Below are 16,668 nucleotides of genomic sequence, written 5' to 3'. Positions count from 1 at the left end.
ATGATTCGATAAGTCTAATCTGACACTTCCCGCAGTTTTTCTGCTGTCAGGTCAGGGTATACTCAATTCGGACAAATGCGGGTGCATCGAGTTTAGGCGCGGGTTAGCAAAGAAGATTGATGACACGGCGCGAGCGTAAGTCTGTTAAGCTTCAGCTTGGCATCCGTTTCGCTCGTCAACAACGCGGGTAGCAGCGGTCAGCTTTGACCTGCATTTAATATCCGGTACACCGACGCACGGCTGATGCCGAGGTCATTTGCAATCTTGGAGGCGCCGATGCCTTCACCTGCCAGCGCAAGCACCTCGTCCGACTTTTCCAATGCGGTTGGTTTGCGCCCTTTGTATTTTCCAGCGGCTTTGGCCTTGGCAATTCCTTCACGCTGACGCTCCAGCATAATCTCACGCTCAAACTCAGCCACGCTTCCCAGCAGGTTCAACATCAGCTTGCCTTGGGCAGTGGAAGTGTCGAGACTTAACCCCAAGATCGTTAGGTGCGCCCGAACGGCGTCAAGCTGGTTACGGATTTCCATCAGGTGGGCCATAGAGCGCGCCAGTCGGTCTAGTTTGGTGACTACTAGGTGATCACCCTCTCGGACAAAGTTGAGCGCCTCTGTGAGCTTCTCACGCGCTCTCACATCCACTGAGGATACCTGTTCGGTGAAAACCTTCTCGCACCCGGCTTTTTCTAGTTCCCGTAGTTGAGCATCAAGCCCAGCCGTTTGATCTAAAGTCGAAGTCCTAGCATAGCCAACAAGCATGATCTGTTCCGTCTCTCAAAGTCTTAAATATTGAGACACATACTGTCTCAAAAAGCAAAGTCAACATCTGTGAGACACAATTTGCGTGTGTGCTGGTTGTGTCGCTGGGGCAGGGCCTTGTGAAACAGCAATACTATACAAAAGGGCCAAGACATATGCTGACTACCCCATGGGGGGAGCTCAGGCTGTCCGGAGCTATAGATACGGGCTCGAAAAAATTCGCCAAAAAATTACAGTAAATTCGGCCTAAGCAGCGGACATTGACGCTGTATGCAGCGAATGACCGCCCTGAGCCCATACCTACCAAATGCTGCGCATAGCGCGAGTGACTGCTTTGGACTTCCTACGCTCGAATCTCTTCACGCATAAACTCGACAAAGGACTTAACACGCGGCTTTCGAAAGGCCGAAGGCAACTGCACGCTTTGGATCGGCAAAGTGCGGGAATGGAACTCCGGAAAGAGTTGCACAAGACGTCCGGTTTCAAGGTCGTCCCCCAAAAACACATCTGGGCATATGAAGATGCCGCTCCCTGCGCGCGTCGGAACGAGGCAGGCGGGAGGACTGTTTGCGAGAAATGGGCCAGAGACAGGCACCTGCACGGTTTGCCCTTCGATCTGGAAGGGCCAGCGGTTTGGATCCGGGTTGTTCGCATCTCGAATGCAAATGTGGTCCGAGAGTTCCGCAGGATGTGAAGGTGCGCCATGTTCTTCAAGGTAGGAAGGGGTCGCGACGACTTTCATATGCGTTTCACCAAGCTTGCGAACGACCAAACTGGAGTCACTGAGCGCGCCGATCCGTATTGCGATATCGAAACCGCCCTTGGCCAGATCGGCATAATGATCCGACAAGTCCAATTCGACCGTGACGTTCGGGTGTTGCTCTACGAAGCGGCTTGCTGCTTTAGCCACCGCCGTGTCGCCATAGGTAAGGGGCGCGGCCACACGAACGATGCCCTTCAAGCCCTCTGAAGCGTCAAACTCAGTCTCCAACTGCTCCATCTCAGCCAGCACTCGTCGCGCTCCTTCCAGATATCGCTCCCCCTCGTGGGTCAGCGACATAGACCTGGTGGTGCGATGGAGAAGATTCAGCCCAACCATGTTTTCGAGCTGTGCGACACGCTTGCTGACCAGCTTGTTTGAAATGCCAAGCCGTTGTCCGGCGGCGGCAAAAGAACCGGATTCCACAACAGCCACGAAGCTCTGCATCCCGTCGATCCGGTCCATAGAATTGTCTCCATTTGCGCGATACACACTCGCTCTTATCGCCATTTTATGGAGAAAAGACCATCGCTAAGTTCCTCTCAAGCTTAATCGCAGGAGAAAAGAACATGGCAGCGTCAGACGCCCCCATCTCAATAGGTCAGGTCGCCCTGACGGTGCGCGATCTGGATAAGACCGCCACCTTCTATGAAGACGTGATTGGCCTCGGCCTGATCGAACGCGACGGTGAAAGCGCCTACCTCGGCACCGAGGCTGGAACGCTGATCGAGCTGCGCCAGGACCGAAACGCCAAACCCTTTCCTAAAGAGGCGGGGCTGTTTCACACGGCATTTCTGTTGCCTTCCAAACAAGACCTCGGCGCATGGCTGATCTACGCGGATGAGCGCGGTGTTCGCCTGGACGGGGCATCCCACCACGGTGTCAGCGAGGCGCTTTATCTGAACGATCCCGAAGGAAACGGCATCGAAATCTATCGTGACCTGCCTCGCAAAATGTGGAAACGCGAGGGCGATACCGTCCACATGACAACGCACCCGCTCGATCTGAAATCACTCACAGAAGATGCCACACAGTGGCAAGGCGCACCACAAGGCACAGTCATCGGACACGTTCATTTACGTGTCGGTGATGTCAGCAAAGCAGCGAAATTCGTTACTGACGAACTGAGTATGGTTCAGACCTTTGAGCTGCCCTCAGCCCGCTGGTTCGGGTCCGGTGGCTACCATCACCACCTAGCTACAAACGCTTGGCAATCCAAGGGAGCAGGCTCGCGCTCTGCTGGGGCCACTGGTCTCACAAGTGTTGAGCTGTTGGCAGACCCCAAAACTCTCACGCCCGGCCGCAAGGTCGACCCGTGGGGCACTGAATTCACGATCAACTCGGCGCAAGCCTGCGCCGCGTGAATATCGTCAAATCAAACCAAGAGAGGACAACAACAATGACACCTAAAGAGCTCGTATTGGAGGCTGTAGCCGCCATTTTCGTCAACTTCGACGCAACCGCAGCCGAACAACTGCTGGCAAATGACTACATTCAGCACAACCCTGCTGTACCCACAGGTGCCGCTCCAATCCTGGGGTTTATCCCCGGTCTTAAGGAAAGCGGGATCGAGGTGGACATCCACCGGGTCATCACGGAGGGCGATATCGTCGTCCTGCATACCACCTACAACAACGCCCAGGCGTTTGGTGCAGACACCTTGGTTGGCTTTGATGTCTTCCGCGTCGAGGACGGAAAGGTTGCAGAACACTGGGACAACCTGACACCAATCACACCGCCGAACCCGTCGGGTCATACTCAGACCGATGGTCCAACTGAGATAACCGATCTGGATAAGACCGCTGAGAACAAGGCGCTGGTCACAGACTTTGTGCACACCATCCTGAAGGATGGCGACGTTGACCGGATAACCGAATTTCTGTCGACGGAGACCTACATACAGCACAACAGCAACATTGCTGACGGTCTGGACGGTTTGGGTGCGGCTCTTGCAGGCATGGCCGAGCAAGGCATCCAGATGATCTACACGGACGTCCACATTGTTGTGGCCGAGGGCAACTTTGTCTTCACCGCCTCCGAGGGCACGTTTGCCGACAAGCCGACTGCCTTCTATGACCTGTTCCGCGTCGAAGACGGCAAGATCGTTGAGCATTGGGACGTAATCGCGGACATCCCGTCCGAGATGGCCCACGACAATGGAAAGTTTTGATCGGGTGCCATCATGAAAGCGTTCTTGATCACCCTGATAATGCTCGTAGGAGGTAACGCAATGGCACAAGACGTCGGCGTCATTGAAATTGTGACGATGGACCTTGCGGAAGGCGTTACACCGCAAGAGTTCGAACCTGTTGATAAAGTCATCGAAGATGAGCATGTCAGCAAACAACCAGGCTTTGTCTCGCGCCAAGCTGCATTCACAGATGGCAAATGGGCAGTGGTAGTTAACTGGGAAAGTGCCGAAGACGCCCAAGCGTCCATGGATAGCTTTGCATCAGCACCCGCTGCTGAACGATTCATGAGCATGATCGATGCAACCACAATGTCGATGACACGCTACAATTTAGCGCGATAGCAGACAAACAGAAGGGCGGCACTACGAGGTAGTTGCCGCCCTCCCCTGGTTGTTGTCGCGTTGTTCGGGATGCGCACTCACATGGCACGACATCTCGTTCTCGATAGCGAACTGTTAGGGCGCTAAATTGACAGTCTATCACTCCATAAGTTCGATCTCGCCCGGGCGCCACGATCCGTCGAACCAAGGCTCGAGAGGGCCATACAATCGCAGTACGGTCGACCAAGATTTGCCCGGCATCGTCTGTATCCAGTTGCCCTCTTTGCCTTCAGGCGCTTCAGGCGCGAACCAGACAGTGTAACTTCCGTCTTCATTCGCTTCCAATGTAGCTTGGTTGCTGTCGACCCCTGCGAGTTTCTGATCAGTTTCGAGCAGTGAACGGGTTTGGGTGTCGTAAACGACGAAAGACCAGTAATCCTGCGCGGGCGGATTTGGCGGGATGGTGACGGAATAGGTGTTGCTCCCATCGAAGTAGTTCCCGTCACTGTCCCGGTTTGCCAGCGCATATTGCGACCCGACACCAACCTTTTGTGCAACCATGGCAGGCGTAATGCCAGTCGCGTAGTAGTGGAACAGGGTCCGCGCATCGAGGATTTTCACGTCCCCCGCCTGGAACTCATGATTGCCACCGACGAACGCCGTCTTCCAATACCCTTCGTCATAGTAGAATGGCGCACGCGAGCGAGGAGCAAAATTCAACGACTTAGCCGCCGCCGTGCCCAATGCGACTGCCTCTGTGAGCAGCAGCCTCAGTTCGTCATCGGGTTCAAATGGTTCACCTTTTCGGATACCCAGCGAGAACATTGCTCCCATCAATTCATCGGGAAGTGCTCCTTCCGCTTCGTTGTCTACAACGGCCTTCATCTCTTCAAAGAAGGAAAAGTCATTGGCGTGTATCGTGTTGAACTGAAGATCAGTCAGGTTCACAAATTCCTGATCGGGCGGCGCGTCGCGGTCTTCCCACCGGTAAACACGAAGAGTTTCCTTCACACGATCCACTGCGGCTCCAACGCCGTCTTCCCCATAAAACGCACGCAACAGAAACCAGTTCCGATAGCTTGGCGGCTTCACAATATAGTAACCGTCGTCCGGCAACTCACCTTCATAGTCGGGCGGAACGATCAAGAACTTCCCACCCTCGCCAGCGTCAGGCCCAGCGTTCCCGATGTCAGTGACATAACGCATATAGGCATCGTTCACGAACCCCAGCATGCCCGGCGGCACGTCGTAAACCACTGGCCCTTCGGACAGGTCCGTACAGTTAAGAATGTAGATTGTCGTGGTGTTCGGCGTGAGAAGAAGCGAACGGGCGTTATACAGGTCTTCAAAGATCCCGATCTTCATCGGATCAACGCCAGCGCCCTCTTCGAGCCCGTGACACATTGCATATGTTGAGGCTGCAGGCATTCCATCCATGAATACCTGCATGCCACGCATGAAATTTAATGCGTTATACGACAGCTTAGCTGTATCCGGCGTCGGCAAGCCGTCAAAATATTCCAACGTTCCAAATCGTGTCTCCACCTGATCCGGTACGATTATGCTATCCGGAACTTCAGCCTTGTACTCTTGGGCTGGAGATTGCGATGCGAGTACCAGGGCGGTCAGCACGGCTAACGACTTTGTTTTCATTGTTCACTCCATTGGGAATTTTTGTTTGTTTTGATCAGTTTACTTTTTCTAGATCGCCCAGCATCCAGCCACTTTCCAACCATCCGTCTTGCGGCCCATATAGACGGAACAAAAGGAAGTACGGCTCTGTGGTTGGTATCCAGTTGCTTTCCTTGCCTTCCGGTGCCTCCGGTCCAAAAAAGATGTCGTAAGAACCGTCTTCATCGGCTTGCATAGAGTCTGTGTCGCGCTCGGACAGACCCACTGGATCAACGTTCCGGATGAAGCTCTTGGTCTCCATCGAATAGCATGAGGTACTTGCCGCCGGCACCTTCATCGAAACCATCGGGACCTACGTCCACAATAGGAACATCCCAAGCATTCACGATTGTACCGAAGTAGTTCACCTTGTCGGTGGCAGCGGGCACTTCAATGACAAGGGGACCGGGTTCGGAGGTCATTGAAGCCCAAGCATAGGCCGTAACATCGTTGGCCGTAAGAAACCCATGTTTGGAGTCGAACGGCTTGTTGAGATAAATGATGTCATTGTAGTCGCCACCGAGGTCGCGGCGAATGCCCTTGAGGAAATCGATCATACCGGCGGCAGGCATTCCCCAGATGGCCGTCTGGGTGGCACGCTGCACCATAATCTTGTACTCGATGTCCTCGACCTCGGCTGATCGTGCAAGGATGTCGCCCGTGTCGTTGAAGGACTGGGAGAAAACTGGTGAAGCAGAAATACCTGCGCCGAGCACCATTCCCAAAAAATGCATCGAAAAACCGCCGTGTAATGGCCGAAGTATTTTCATATTGCAATGCTCCCTGCTGTTTAGGGAAAGCTTGCACATCCGTTCAGCCGATGCGTATCATTTCACGACACGCGGGCGAACAAGCGGGTTGACGGATTGAACCTACCACCGATGATTTCGGCTAAGGCCTTGGGCGCGATGCCCCAGTTTGTGCTTGAGGCCGCTGGGGAAAGACGCTTGTTGCGTGCTTTTGACTCTGCCGATCTTCCTGTTCACTTCATTGAGGAAAGAGGCGGTTACATCTCGGAGCATGCCTTGGCGACCTTTGTGCACGAAGCCGCACGATCCACGGGACAACAAAACATCGGATTGTTGTGGTCACCGTATCTCACTGTCGCTGACTACGGCGCCTGGGGGAGTTACGTTCTTTCTGCTCCAACGCTGGGGGCAGCGCTAATACGAGCTTCTGCCGTCATGCCATTTCATTCGTCTACGGATCGCGCGTGGCTTGAAACTTCGGGCACAAGCGCGCGCTACTGTTATCGTTTTGGACTTCGCTCGCATTTCGCGTATCCGGACATCGGCTTCTCGGCCGTTGGGGTTTTTTTGAGCATATTCCGCGCGTATTTAGGAAGCGACTGGAAGCCATCTGCCGTGCTCTTGGACTTCCCGAAGGTTCCTGGATTTGTCGAGGCAGAAGACACCTACGCTTGTCCTGTAATCTGGAACGCCTCCCGGCTTGGGGTTGATTTTGATGCATCGGCTTTGCGAGCCGAAACCACGCCCAAAAAACTTACCGGCGGCTCGACAACCGTCGGAGATATTTCTCGCGAACGATTGGGCGGCCCACCTCAAACACTTAGAGGACAAGTCGAGGAAGTGGTTTGGCAACAACTTCATCGGGAGGAAATGTCGATTGATGCCACCGCGCGTTCGCTCGATCTTGGCGTTCGCACACTACAACGGAAGTTAGCAACCGAAGGGGTTCGTTTTCGCGAAATCGTCAACGATGTCAGGGTAGCAAGGGCCGAGGAACTCCTCACAGATACGCGCGAGACAGTCTCCAGTATCTCCTCCATGCTAGGATATGAAACCGCAAATAATTTCAGCCGCGCATTTAGGAAGGTGACGGGACTGACGCCCTCTGACTATCGCAAGATGAACTCCGACAATAGTTGACTTGTGGGTCGCGAGAGCAATCTTCCAATGTCTGCTTTGTCCGCATAGCCGACTTTGATCCAATGGCAATAAAGTCCGCAAAGTAGGCTTTAAAGTTAGTTGCAGCAAACGACCGCATTGTGCCCAACTTCAGCCTCCAGCTTCTCGGTACTCTTTGGCGTGCGCTAAACGCAGTTCTCTGTACCTGATCTTGCAGATCGCTTCGCTTAGCACGGGCAAAGGTACGTTGCCGTCGCCATAGCGCCCTGCCATACCGGGCAGCTTATGACCCAAGAGGATGTCATTTATGTCAGGTTGCACACCAGCATGACGGCACGCATCTTTGAAGTTATGGCGGAATGAGTGGAAGGAGGTCTTGGCAGTCTTCACACCAATTCTGTCGATGTAGCGGTTAAAGTCTTTGCTGGCCTGATCTGAGTAATAACCTGTCGCTCCCAGCTTTAGTTCTGGGAACATCCGCTTGTGCCCTGCCTGTCTCTGAGCCTGTACGAAGCGGAGGAAGCCAAGCCGAACTAACTCCGGGTGTATGGGAACAAGTCTGCTTTTGCCGAACTTGACGCGTTGGTCTTCGTCGCTCTCTTGGACCCGAATTAGGTGTATACCCTCTTCATGGTCAATGTCTTCAACGTTCATGCCCGATACTTCTATGTGCTTTGTTATTGTGTCGCCGCACACTGCAAGACGCCGTGCCAGAGTACCAGCCTCTTTAGGGCATCTTGTACGCAAAGACACCCGAAGGGTCCTACGTGTGGTGCATGGTCTAGTCTGGGGTTTTGGTCTTGTGTCGGGCAGTGGCCAACGGAAGTAGTAGATGCCATGTCGGGACAGTGAGAGATACGCATGCAGCTTCATTTTGTGTCACACCTGTGTGTCACACCGCTCTAATGCTTGCTATCTAGTTGTATTGTTAGGTTTTGGTGGAGCCTAGGGGAGTCGAACCCCTGACCTCTTGCATGCCATGCAAGCGCTCTCCCAACTGAGCTAAGGCCCCTTCCAGATACTGCCGAGGCAGTGGACGGACGTTTATGAGACGGTGGCGATGAGCGCAAGTCCAAAAAATGGAAAATGCCAAAAAGTTTCCGCCCCGCGTCCGGGGTGGGCATGAGGCGGCGTGGGCCGCCTCTGACCGGTCTTAGTTTTCGTCTTCCGACGACATGTCGGTGATATCGTCCAACGAGACGTTATCATTGTCGTCGTCATCGTCGTCCAGCAGATCATCGTCCAGTTCGACATCGACATTGTCGTCATCGTCCAGAACCAGATCCTCATCCGAAGCGTCTTTGCGCGCTTTGGCCGAAGCGGCGTCTTCCGCATCTGCGGCGATCATCCGGCTTTTGCCGGTTTCAAGCTCCACGATCTCGCCAGTGTAGGGGCTGATGATCGGGTCCTTGTTCAGGTCGTAAAACCGCTTGCCGGTTGTCGGGCAAACGCGCTTTACGCCCCATTCTTCCTTGGGCATGTCAAATCCCCTTGATATCAGGTGAGTCGTAATAATGATTCAGGTCACGTGCCACATGCAGCAGGCACTGTCAAAGCCTTTGAGCAGGAGAAACAGGCATATGGGAGATCACGCACTGCCCGGGACGCCTCCGGTGCCGCTGACGCTGCGCAAATCGGCGCGGGCGCGGCGGATCAGCCTGCGGATTTCCCAACTGGATGGGCGGGTTACGCTGACCTACCCGCAGGGCGTGCCGGAGACCGAGGCGCTGAGTTTTGCCCGCACCAAGGAAGAGTGGATTCGTCAGCATTTGCAGGATCGCCCCGATCCGGCAATCGTTCAGTTCGGTCAGACCATCCCCATCGAAGGCATAGAGCGGCGAATCGTGCCGGCAACGGGGCGTCGTGTTCTGTTGCAGAACGATGAAATCGCCGTGCCTGCTGGGGCCGAGACGCGGCGTCTGGCACGATTTCTCAAGGAACTGGCGCGGGACCGTCTGACCGGGGCCTGCGACGATTACGCGGCCATGCTGGGTCGGTCGTATTCCAGCCTGACCATCCGCGATACCCGATCCCGGTGGGGGTCGTGCAGCTCGGCCGGGGGGTTGATGTTCTCTTGGCGGCTGATCCTCGCGCCGTCCGAGATTCTGCACTACGTCGCCGCGCATGAGGTGGCGCATCTGGCCGAGATGAACCATTCCCCTGCATTCTGGGCACAGGTCGAACGGATTTTCGGGGACTACCGCGATCAGCGGCGTTGGCTGCGCGACAACGGGGCGCAGCTGCACCAGTACAGATTCGATGCCGTGGTGAGTTGACCCCGCGCCCGTTTGTGATCACAAATTGGGAATGCTGACCACACGCCCCTCAGACTCTCACAGCGCGACACATGACCGGGTGTACCGCGCGTTACGTTCCAGAATCATGCATGGCGAGATGGCGCCGGGGCAGGCGCTGACCCTGCGCGGGATCGGCAAGGAATTCGGTGTCTCGATGACCCCCGCGCGCGAGGCCGTGCGGCGGTTGGCGGCCGAAGGTGCGTTATTTCTGTCCACATCGGGCCGCGTTTCGACGCCCGAACTGACCAATGACCGGATCGAGGAACTGGCGGCCCTGAGGGCATTGCTTGAGGTCGAGCTGGCCAGCCGCGCCCTGCCACGGGCGCATATGGCGTTGATCGACCGGCTGCAGAGCATCAACATGAACGTGGCCGAGATGGTCACCAAACGGGACGCCGTTGGCTATATCCGCACCAATCTGGAGTTTCACCGCACGCTCTATCTGCGGGCACAGGCCCCGGCGATGCTGGCGATTGCGGAAACCGTCTGGCTACAGCTTGGCCCCACCATGCGCGCGCTGTACGGACGGCTTCGGCGGACCGACCCTCCGCATAACCACAAGCTGATCATCGCGGCGTTGCAGGCCGGAGACGAGCCCGGTTTGCGGCTGGCGGTGCGCTCGGATGTGACACAGGGCCTGCGGTTGCTGGTCAGTTAAGCGGCTTGTTGCCGAAGGTCTGAAATTGCCTCTGATCGGCTATGTCGTTGTGGTTTGGAAGTTGGGTCTGGGTTACTCTGATCAAAATCACAACAAGAGCAGATTTCAATCATGATCGATCGACGGATATTTTCACTGGGCCTTGGGTCGGCCCTGTTGACCGCCTGTTCCACCGGCGCCCCGACCAGCGCACCCGCCTCGCGGATGCGACCGGTGCCCAACGCCGGGTGGGACGCATGGGTTGCAGGCTTCAAGGGCAGGGCGGCGGCGCAGGGGATTTCGCAAACCACCCTCAACCTTGCCTTTCAGGGGGCAGGCTATCTGCCTGAGGTGATTGAGCGCGACCGCAATCAAGTCGAATTCAAGCGCTCGCTCGAGGATTATCTGGCCATTGCAGCCTCGGACGAGCGGATCGCGACCGGCAAGCAGATGCTGGTGCGCCACGCCGGGACCCTGTCGCAGATCGAGGCGCAGTATGGCGTCGATAAAGAGGTCGTCGTTGCCGTCTGGGGCCTGGAAAGCCGCTATGGCGCGCGGCGTGGGGATGTGCCGGTGATCTCGGCGGTGTCCACGTTGGCCTATGACGGGCGTCGGGGTGCGTTCTTTGAAAAGCAACTGATCGCTGCGCTTCAGATCATTCAAGAGGGCGATACAAGCCCCGCCAGCATGACCGGCAGCTGGGCCGGTGCGATGGGGCATACGCAGTTCATTCCCACATCTTATCTGGCCTATGCGGTGGATTTCACTGGTGACGGGCGGCGGGATATCTGGTCCGAGGACCCGACGGACTCGCTGGCCTCAACCGCCGCCTATCTGGCGCGCGCCGGTTGGGTGCGGGGACAGCCTTGGGGGGGTGAGGCCGGTACGGTTTCGGGCACGCCCGTCGCGGTGCTGCAGCCGCAAAAACCGGGGCCGCGCATTGCCGTCTTCCGCAATTTTCAGGTGATCAAACGCTATAACAACTCGGACAGCTATGCGATTGGAGTCGGGCACCTTTCTGACCGGATCGCGGGCGGTGCGCCGTTTCAGGCCTCGTTCGGGCCGGATGCCACGGGGCTGACGCTGGAAGACCGAAAAGAGCTTCAGCGCCGTTTGACCTCGGCTGGCTATGATACGCAGGGGGCGGACGGGGTGATCGGCAAGAATACCGAATCCGCGATCAGCGACTATCAACGCGCCAACGGGCTGGCCGTTACCGGCAAGCCCTCGGTCGAGTTGCTGCGGCGGTTGGGCGGTTAGGCCGCCAACCCTTTCGAGCCGATATCCAGAAACTTCTGGCGGCGGTCCTGAATCAGGGCCGCTGCATCTTTGCCGTCCAGCTCTTGCAGCATGGCGGCAATTGCAGTGCGCACCGCTTCAACGGTGGCTTCGCGATCCCGGTGGGCGCCGCCTTTGGGTTCGGTGATGATCCGGTCGCAGACGCCCAGCTTGTGCAGGTCCTGAGCGGTCAGGCGCAGCGCTTCGGCGGCCTCGCGCATCTTTTCGGCATCCTTCCACAGGATCGAGGCGCAGCCCTCGGGCGAGATCACCGAATAGACCGAATGCTCCAGCATCGCGACGCGGTTTGCGGTGGCAAAAGCCACGGCCCCGCCCGAGCCACCTTCACCGATGATCACCGACACCAGCGGCACACCAATTTTCAGGCACATCTCGGTTGAGCGCGCGATGGCCTCTGACTGTCCGCGTTCCTCGGCCCCTTTGCCGGGGTAGGCACCGGCGGTGTCGATCAGAGTGATCACCGGCAGGCCAAAGCGGCCGGCCATTTCCATCAGGCGCACGGCCTTGCGATAACCTTCGGGGCGGGCCATGCCAAAGTTACGTTCGATCCGCGATTTGGTGTCCGAGCCCTTTTCGTGGCCGATTACCATCACCGGCTGGTCGTTGAACCGGGCCAGACCGCCAATGACGGCCAGATCGTCAGCAAAGTTCCGGTCCCCGGCCAGCGGGGTGAACTCGGTAAACAGCGCCTCGACATAATCCTTGCAGTGGGGGCGTTCCGGATGACGCGCCACCTGGCATTTGCGCCAGGGGGTCAGGTCGCCATAGAGCTCTTCCAGCAGCTTGGCGGCCTTGGCGTCCAGCGCGGCGGCTTCTTCGGCCACGTCCATCTCTTCATTGGCACGGGCCAGCGCGCGCAGTTCCTCGGCCTTGCCTTCGATCTCGGCCAGGGGTTTTTCGAAATCCAGATACTGGGTCATGACGCCTCTCAACGCGGAAGTTCCCTGCTATATGACCTGTGGTTGCCCGGGATGCAACTCAGCAAGATTTGTGGACGCGGGATATGCGACCACGGATGGGCAAAGAGAAGGAAGGGCGTCAATGCCAGCCAGCTATGAAAACCGCATACTGCGGGTACTGGAGTACATCCACGACCACCCCGCCGGGGATCTGTCGCTGGATGCGCTGGCCGACGTGGCCGCGATGTCCCGGTTCCACTGGCACCGGGTGTTTCGCGCCCTGACCGGTGAAACCTGCGCGCAGGCGGTGCGTCGGATACGGCTGCACCGTGCTGCCATCGCGCTGGTTCGGTCCGACAAGCCGGTGGCGCGGATCGCGTCGGACGTTGGTTATCCCAACCTGAACTCCTTTGCGCGGGCCTTTTCCGAGGCCTACGGCCGCAGCCCTTCTGCATTTCGCAAGGCCGGGCAGTTCCTGCCCGCCCATCCACATTTCAGAACCGGAGAATATCCCATGTATCCTGTAACTACCCGAACCGAACCCGTCCGCCGCGTTGTCGGCCTGCCGCACAAGGGCGCCTATGCCGAGATCGGAAAAAGCTTCGAGGCCTTCAGCGCCTTGTGCGAATCCCGCCAGTTGTGGCCGCAGGTTGGGCCGGTAATCGGCGTCTATCTCGATAGCCCCGACGCCGTGCCTGTCGACGACCTGCGCAGCTATGCCGGGGCCGAATTTTGCGGTGACGACACACCCGAAGGCATGGAGGCCGTGCAGATCCCAGGCGGCAAGACGGCCGTTCTGACCTTCAAGGGCCCGTATTCGGGGCTTGAGGCCGCTTATCACAGCCTGTTCGGCAACTGGCTGCCGGAATCGGGCGAAGAGCCCGCGGATCAACCCTGTTACGAAATCTATCTGAACGATCCCCGTGACACCGCACCCGAAGAACTGCTGACGGAAATCTGTTTGCCGCTGAAGTAGCTCAGTTCGGCCACAGGACCGGGTAAAGCGATGCAACCAGCAAAGCGGCCATGGTCCAGTTGAACGCCACCAATCGGCGCGGGTTCGTGAGGACTCGCGCCATTTGCTGCCCCAGAACGGTCCAGGTGCTGACCGAGGGCAGGTTCACTGCGCCAAAGACCAACGCCACGATCACGATAGCCTGCAACGTGTGATCCGGCGTGTAGGCGGTGGTGGCCGTCAGGGCCATGGCCCAGGCCTTGGGATTGACCCATTGAAACGCGGCGGCCTGCAGGAAGGTCATGGGGTCGCCCTCGGACGCCTGGCCTCTGGTGGGCGCCGCGTGCGCGATTTTCCAAGCCAGATATAACAGATACCCGACCGAGGCGACTTTCAGAACCGTGTAGCTGACGGGATACCTGTCGAACAACTGCACCAGCCCGGCTCCGACCAGCAGGACCATGACGGTAAACCCCAGCCCGATCCCCAGCATATGCGGGATGGTCCGGCGAAACCCAAAATTGGCGCCCGACGCCATCAGCATCAGGTTGTTCGGCCCCGGTGTGATGGACGAAACAAAGGCAAAGGCGATCAGGGCCAAAAGGATGTCATAGGTCATAGCGGCTATTTTAATGCGTAGCGGCCAAATGAAATTGCGTTTTCGTGCGCGGCTCCGGTATCTTCGCAATCAATGACGAAGATCGATCGAATAAATCAACAGATATTGCGCGAATTGTCACGCGATGGGCGCATCAGCAATCTGGAACTGGCTGATCGGGTGGGCCTGTCGCCCTCGGCCTGTCTGCGTCGGGTGCAGGAACTTGAGCGCACGGGCGTGATCTCGGGCTATCGCGCAGTGTTGAATCCGGCGGCGCTGGGCGTCGGTTTCGTGGCCTATATCGGTGTTGGTCTGGGCGAGCATACCAAGGCCGCGCAGGAAGGGTTCGAACGTGCCCTTCAACGCGCGCCAGAGGTGGTGGAATGTCACAATATCACAGGCACGATCGAATACCTGCTGCGCGTCGAATGCGCTGACCTGCCGGCCTATAAGACCTTTCACACCGAAGTGCTTGGAACCCTGCCGCATGTGACGTCGATCACCTCTTATGTGGTGATGGGGTCGCCCAAAGATATGCGGGCGTGACTGTTGGGAAAGTTACCTGCAACCGGCTTGCCGGACAAAAACTGAGGTCTTACTGTTATCTCAAAGGTTCAGCAAATGGGGATCAACCTTAGCTGGACCAAATTCAGGGAGATGACCATGACATTTGTCCGGACCTGTGCTCTTGCCGCAGCTTTGGCGTTGTTCGCCGGGGCAGCCGTATCCGCGCCATTGAAACTGCAACCTGCCAACCCGCAGCCCAGCCCGAAGGCCGGATTGAATGTGAAATACTATGGTACAGGCAATCAACATAAGAAGATCCGGGATCTGAGCCAAGCCAAAAGCCTGCTGTCCCAAGCGCAGCCCGGAAAACCGTTGCGGGGGTTGGATTATGCTGACACCAGCAAGGGTGAGGACGTCATGACGTTCACCGGCGCTTACAATGTTGCCGCCGAGGTCACGGGGTATATGCGGTTTGACTCGCCGGGGATTTATGAGTTGGAAACATGGTCCAATGACGGGATCGAGGCTTTGGTTGGTGGGCAACAGATTGGCCACGTAACTGGTGTTCAAGGTTGTGAAGCCAATCAACGAACCGAAGTAGAAGTGCCCGAGGCGGGCTGGTATCCGTTGAAGATCATCTATTTCCAGAAGCTGGGAAGCTCTTGCCTGATGATGAAGTCCGGAAAGCAAGGTGAGAAGTTCACCTGGACGCCCAATGATGTTTTCGGTCGATAAGAAAAAGGCACCCCGCAGGGCGCCTTTTTTAGTTAGCCGTTTGCGGCGATCAACTCCGCCTGCGCCACGATCACTTCGGCCTGTTTGATCGAGGCGATGTCGACCAGACGCCCTTTGTAGACAGTGGCACCTTCGCCTTTAGCCTTGGCCTGCTCCATTGCGGCCAGAATTTCGCGCGCCTCACCGACGGCCTCGTCCGACGGGGTGAAGACCTGATTGGCCAGCGCGATCTGTTTCGGGTGGATCGCCCATTTGCCGACCATGCCCAGCGTGGCCGAACGTTTGGCCTGTGCGATATAGCCCTCGTCGTCCGAGAAGTCGCCGAACGGCCCGTCAACCGGCAGCACGCCATGGGTGCGGCAGGCGGCGACGATGGCGGCCTGCGCCCAATGCCACGGATCGGACCAGTGCTTTTCGCCGTCGCGCAGCATGTAGTAGTTTTCCTGCGTGCCGCCGATACCTGTGGTCTGCATCCCCATCGAGGCCGCGAAATCCGCGGCACCCAGGCTCATAGCCTGCATCCGGGGGGATGAGGCCGCGATCTCTTCGACATGAGCGATGCCAGCGGCGGATTCGATGATGACCTCAAAGCTGACCGGCTTGGTGCGACCCTTGGCGCGTTCGATGGCGGTGACCAGGGCGTCCACCGCGTAGACATCCGCCGCGCAGCCAACCTTGGGGATCATGATCTGGTCCAGACGGTCGCCCGCCTGTTCCAGCAGGTCGACCACGTCACGATACCAATAGGGCGTATCCAGCCCGTTGATCCGCACCGACATGTACTTGTTGCCCCAATCGACGGTGTTCAGCGCCTCGATTACGTTGGCGCGGGCGACGTCCTTGTCCGACGGCGCAACCGAGTCCTCAAGGTCGAGGTTGATCACATCCGCTGCCGACGCTGCCATTTTCGGGAACAGCTTTGTGTTCGATCCCGGTCCGAACAGCTGACAACGGTTGGGGCGCGCGGGGGCGGCGGGTTGAATGCGAAAGCTCATCTGGACCTCGTGCAAGAAAGGAAATTACGATTTTCTTGCTGTATGGGGTATTAAATTGCGCAATGCTTCGCAAGCGTCTTTGTGCAGCTGCCGCAATGCAAGTGCAGCATTTGCCGTGAGTTGGGGTTTGCGTGGTGATTAAAGATTAATCACTGTGAAAACTTCGGAGATTTTTGC

The 16,668-nt window shown here is 57.3% G+C and carries 20 protein-coding genes and 1 tRNA gene; 10 read left to right on the top strand and 11 right to left on the bottom strand.

What is annotated here, in order from left to right; translation table 11 throughout:
• Positions 1-197: 197 nt before the first annotated feature.
• Together ACR0DO_RS12445 and ACR0DO_RS12440 are read right to left on the bottom strand one after the other, a co-directional pair.
• Positions 198-758, bottom strand: a complete 561-nt coding sequence (locus tag ACR0DO_RS12445; RefSeq protein WP_480559104.1) for a recombinase family protein — start codon at positions 756-758, stop codon at positions 198-200.
• 343 nt (positions 759-1,101) lie between these two features.
• Positions 1,102-1,983, bottom strand: a complete 882-nt coding sequence (locus ACR0DO_RS12440) for a LysR family transcriptional regulator (protein WP_170379999.1) — start codon at positions 1,981-1,983, stop codon at positions 1,102-1,104.
• A 14-nt stretch (positions 1,984-1,997) separates the two neighbouring features.
• Here ACR0DO_RS12440 and ACR0DO_RS12435 point away from each other — a divergent pair, with 14 nt between their 5' ends.
• Genes ACR0DO_RS12435 through ACR0DO_RS12425 form a run of 3 tightly spaced genes read left to right on the top strand, consistent with a single transcriptional unit; the run spans position 1,998 to position 4,051 of the window.
• A complete protein-coding gene (locus tag ACR0DO_RS12435) occupies positions 1,998-2,882 on the top strand; it encodes a VOC family protein (protein ID WP_480559102.1) in 885 nt (294 codons plus the stop codon).
• 35 nt (positions 2,883-2,917) lie between these two features.
• Positions 2,918-3,688: a nuclear transport factor 2 family protein gene (locus tag ACR0DO_RS12430; RefSeq protein ID WP_170380001.1), complete on the top strand. Its 771-nt coding sequence runs from the start codon at positions 2,918-2,920 to the stop codon at positions 3,686-3,688.
• Between the two features lie 60 nt (positions 3,689-3,748).
• The gene (locus ACR0DO_RS12425) at positions 3,749-4,051 is read left to right on the top strand and encodes a hypothetical protein (RefSeq protein ID WP_214648679.1); all 303 of its coding nucleotides are present in this window, start codon (positions 3,749-3,751) and stop codon (positions 4,049-4,051) included.
• Between the two features lie 138 nt (positions 4,052-4,189).
• On the opposite strand, the gene ACR0DO_RS12420 is transcribed toward ACR0DO_RS12425, so the two are convergent.
• From ACR0DO_RS12420 to ACR0DO_RS12410, 3 genes are read right to left on the bottom strand one after another with little or no spacing between them, the layout of a single operon-like run.
• Complete coding sequence (locus ACR0DO_RS12420) at positions 4,190-5,683, bottom strand: DUF1254 domain-containing protein (protein WP_170380003.1); 1,494 nt, start codon at positions 5,681-5,683, stop codon at positions 4,190-4,192.
• Positions 5,684-5,717: 34 nt separating this feature from the next.
• On the bottom strand, positions 5,718-5,963 hold the full coding sequence (locus ACR0DO_RS12415) for a DUF1214 domain-containing protein (RefSeq protein ID WP_480559100.1): 246 nt from the start codon (positions 5,961-5,963) through the stop codon (positions 5,718-5,720).
• Positions 5,932-6,471 (bottom strand): DUF1254 domain-containing protein, encoded by a 540-nt coding sequence (locus tag ACR0DO_RS12410; protein ID WP_480559098.1) that lies wholly within the window; start codon positions 6,469-6,471, stop codon positions 5,932-5,934. Before ACR0DO_RS12410 ends, ACR0DO_RS12415 begins: the two co-directional genes overlap by 32 nt.
• A 96-nt stretch (positions 6,472-6,567) precedes the next feature.
• On the opposite strand from ACR0DO_RS12410, the gene ACR0DO_RS12405 reads away from it, so the two are divergent.
• Complete coding sequence (locus tag ACR0DO_RS12405; RefSeq protein ID WP_170469388.1) at positions 6,568-7,590, top strand: helix-turn-helix domain-containing protein; 1,023 nt, start codon at positions 6,568-6,570, stop codon at positions 7,588-7,590.
• A gap of 129 nt (positions 7,591-7,719) precedes the next feature.
• Here the strand turns inward: ACR0DO_RS12405 and ACR0DO_RS12400 are convergent, their stop codons facing one another.
• From ACR0DO_RS12400 to ACR0DO_RS12390, 3 genes are all read right to left on the bottom strand, one after another.
• Complete coding sequence (locus tag ACR0DO_RS12400) at positions 7,720-8,442, bottom strand: tyrosine-type recombinase/integrase (RefSeq protein ID WP_480559096.1); 723 nt, start codon at positions 8,440-8,442, stop codon at positions 7,720-7,722.
• 63 nt (positions 8,443-8,505) lie between these two features.
• Positions 8,506-8,581 (bottom strand) — tRNA-Ala (locus ACR0DO_RS12395).
• Positions 8,582-8,722: 141 nt separating this feature from the next.
• Positions 8,723-9,049, bottom strand: coding sequence for a TIGR02300 family protein (locus ACR0DO_RS12390; RefSeq protein ID WP_170328408.1), 327 nt, complete (start codon positions 9,047-9,049; stop codon positions 8,723-8,725).
• Between the two features lie 100 nt (positions 9,050-9,149).
• Between ACR0DO_RS12390 and ACR0DO_RS12385 the strand changes: the two genes are divergently transcribed.
• From ACR0DO_RS12385 to ACR0DO_RS12375, 3 genes are all read left to right on the top strand, one after another.
• The gene (locus ACR0DO_RS12385) at positions 9,150-9,845 is read left to right on the top strand and encodes a M48 family metallopeptidase (protein ID WP_480443212.1); all 696 of its coding nucleotides are present in this window, start codon (positions 9,150-9,152) and stop codon (positions 9,843-9,845) included.
• Between the two features lie 31 nt (positions 9,846-9,876).
• A complete protein-coding gene (locus tag ACR0DO_RS12380) occupies positions 9,877-10,524 on the top strand; it encodes a GntR family transcriptional regulator (RefSeq protein WP_170447853.1) in 648 nt (215 codons plus the stop codon).
• A 111-nt stretch (positions 10,525-10,635) separates the two neighbouring features.
• Positions 10,636-11,763, top strand: a complete 1,128-nt coding sequence (locus tag ACR0DO_RS12375) for a lytic murein transglycosylase (RefSeq protein ID WP_480559093.1) — start codon at positions 10,636-10,638, stop codon at positions 11,761-11,763.
• Here the strand turns inward: ACR0DO_RS12375 and ACR0DO_RS12370 are convergent.
• The gene (locus tag ACR0DO_RS12370; RefSeq protein ID WP_480559091.1) at positions 11,760-12,722 is read right to left on the bottom strand and encodes an acetyl-CoA carboxylase carboxyltransferase subunit alpha; all 963 of its coding nucleotides are present in this window, start codon (positions 12,720-12,722) and stop codon (positions 11,760-11,762) included. The genes ACR0DO_RS12375 and ACR0DO_RS12370 overlap by 4 nt on opposite strands.
• A gap of 121 nt (positions 12,723-12,843) precedes the next feature.
• Between ACR0DO_RS12370 and ACR0DO_RS12365 the strand changes: the two genes are divergently transcribed.
• Entirely contained in the window at positions 12,844-13,677 is an 834-nt protein-coding gene (locus ACR0DO_RS12365; protein ID WP_480559089.1) for an AraC family transcriptional regulator, read from the top strand.
• A gap of 1 nt (position 13,678) precedes the next feature.
• Here ACR0DO_RS12365 and ACR0DO_RS12360 read toward each other — a convergent pair whose 3' ends face one another.
• Positions 13,679-14,275 (bottom strand): LysE family translocator, encoded by a 597-nt coding sequence (locus ACR0DO_RS12360; RefSeq protein WP_480559087.1) that lies wholly within the window; start codon positions 14,273-14,275, stop codon positions 13,679-13,681.
• Positions 14,276-14,347: 72 nt separating this feature from the next.
• Between ACR0DO_RS12360 and ACR0DO_RS12355 the strand changes: the two genes are divergently transcribed.
• Both ACR0DO_RS12355 and ACR0DO_RS12350 read left to right on the top strand, forming a co-directional pair.
• The gene (locus ACR0DO_RS12355; protein WP_170447863.1) at positions 14,348-14,800 is read left to right on the top strand and encodes an Lrp/AsnC family transcriptional regulator; all 453 of its coding nucleotides are present in this window, start codon (positions 14,348-14,350) and stop codon (positions 14,798-14,800) included.
• Between the two features lie 75 nt (positions 14,801-14,875).
• Positions 14,876-15,496, top strand: a complete 621-nt coding sequence (locus ACR0DO_RS12350; protein ID WP_480559085.1) for a PA14 domain-containing protein — start codon at positions 14,876-14,878, stop codon at positions 15,494-15,496.
• A 32-nt stretch (positions 15,497-15,528) separates the two neighbouring features.
• Here the strand turns inward: ACR0DO_RS12350 and ACR0DO_RS12345 are convergent, their stop codons facing one another.
• Positions 15,529-16,491, bottom strand: coding sequence for an L-malyl-CoA/beta-methylmalyl-CoA lyase (locus ACR0DO_RS12345; RefSeq protein ID WP_480559083.1), 963 nt, complete (start codon positions 16,489-16,491; stop codon positions 15,529-15,531).
• Positions 16,492-16,668: the final 177 nt, after the last annotated feature.

The organism is Ruegeria sp. AM9, from assembly GCF_056540565.1.
This window is presented reverse-complemented; position numbering and strand designations above follow the sequence as displayed.

Coding starts and splice junctions, on each gene's coding strand:
- ACR0DO_RS12380 (WP_170447853.1), top strand. CDS start 9,877: ATGCTGACCACACGCCCCTCAGACTCTCACAGCGCGACACATGACCGG.
- ACR0DO_RS12350 (WP_480559085.1), top strand. CDS start 14,876: ATGGGGATCAACCTTAGCTGGACCAAATTCAGGGAGATGACCATGACA.
- ACR0DO_RS12370 (WP_480559091.1), bottom strand. CDS start 12,722: ATGACCCAGTATCTGGATTTCGAAAAACCCCTGGCCGAGATCGAAGGC.
- ACR0DO_RS12375 (WP_480559093.1), top strand. CDS start 10,636: ATGATCGATCGACGGATATTTTCACTGGGCCTTGGGTCGGCCCTGTTG.
- ACR0DO_RS12365 (WP_480559089.1), top strand. CDS start 12,844: ATGCCAGCCAGCTATGAAAACCGCATACTGCGGGTACTGGAGTACATC.
- ACR0DO_RS12425 (WP_214648679.1), top strand. CDS start 3,749: ATGGCACAAGACGTCGGCGTCATTGAAATTGTGACGATGGACCTTGCG.
- ACR0DO_RS12390 (WP_170328408.1), bottom strand. CDS start 9,049: ATGCCCAAGGAAGAATGGGGCGTAAAGCGCGTTTGCCCGACAACCGGC.
- ACR0DO_RS12360 (WP_480559087.1), bottom strand. CDS start 14,275: ATGACCTATGACATCCTTTTGGCCCTGATCGCCTTTGCCTTTGTTTCG.
- ACR0DO_RS12345 (WP_480559083.1), bottom strand. CDS start 16,491: ATGAGCTTTCGCATTCAACCCGCCGCCCCCGCGCGCCCCAACCGTTGT.
- ACR0DO_RS12400 (WP_480559096.1), bottom strand. CDS start 8,442: ATGAAGCTGCATGCGTATCTCTCACTGTCCCGACATGGCATCTACTAC.
- ACR0DO_RS12420 (WP_170380003.1), bottom strand. CDS start 5,683: ATGAAAACAAAGTCGTTAGCCGTGCTGACCGCCCTGGTACTCGCATCG.
- ACR0DO_RS12355 (WP_170447863.1), top strand. CDS start 14,348: ATGACGAAGATCGATCGAATAAATCAACAGATATTGCGCGAATTGTCA.
- ACR0DO_RS12385 (WP_480443212.1), top strand. CDS start 9,150: ATGGGAGATCACGCACTGCCCGGGACGCCTCCGGTGCCGCTGACGCTG.
- ACR0DO_RS12410 (WP_480559098.1), bottom strand. CDS start 6,471: ATGAAAATACTTCGGCCATTACACGGCGGTTTTTCGATGCATTTTTTG.
- ACR0DO_RS12415 (WP_480559100.1), bottom strand. CDS start 5,963: ATGGAGACCAAGAGCTTCATCCGGAACGTTGATCCAGTGGGTCTGTCC.
- ACR0DO_RS12430 (WP_170380001.1), top strand. CDS start 2,918: ATGACACCTAAAGAGCTCGTATTGGAGGCTGTAGCCGCCATTTTCGTC.
- ACR0DO_RS12445 (WP_480559104.1), bottom strand. CDS start 758: ATGCTTGTTGGCTATGCTAGGACTTCGACTTTAGATCAAACGGCTGGG.
- ACR0DO_RS12440 (WP_170379999.1), bottom strand. CDS start 1,983: ATGGACCGGATCGACGGGATGCAGAGCTTCGTGGCTGTTGTGGAATCC.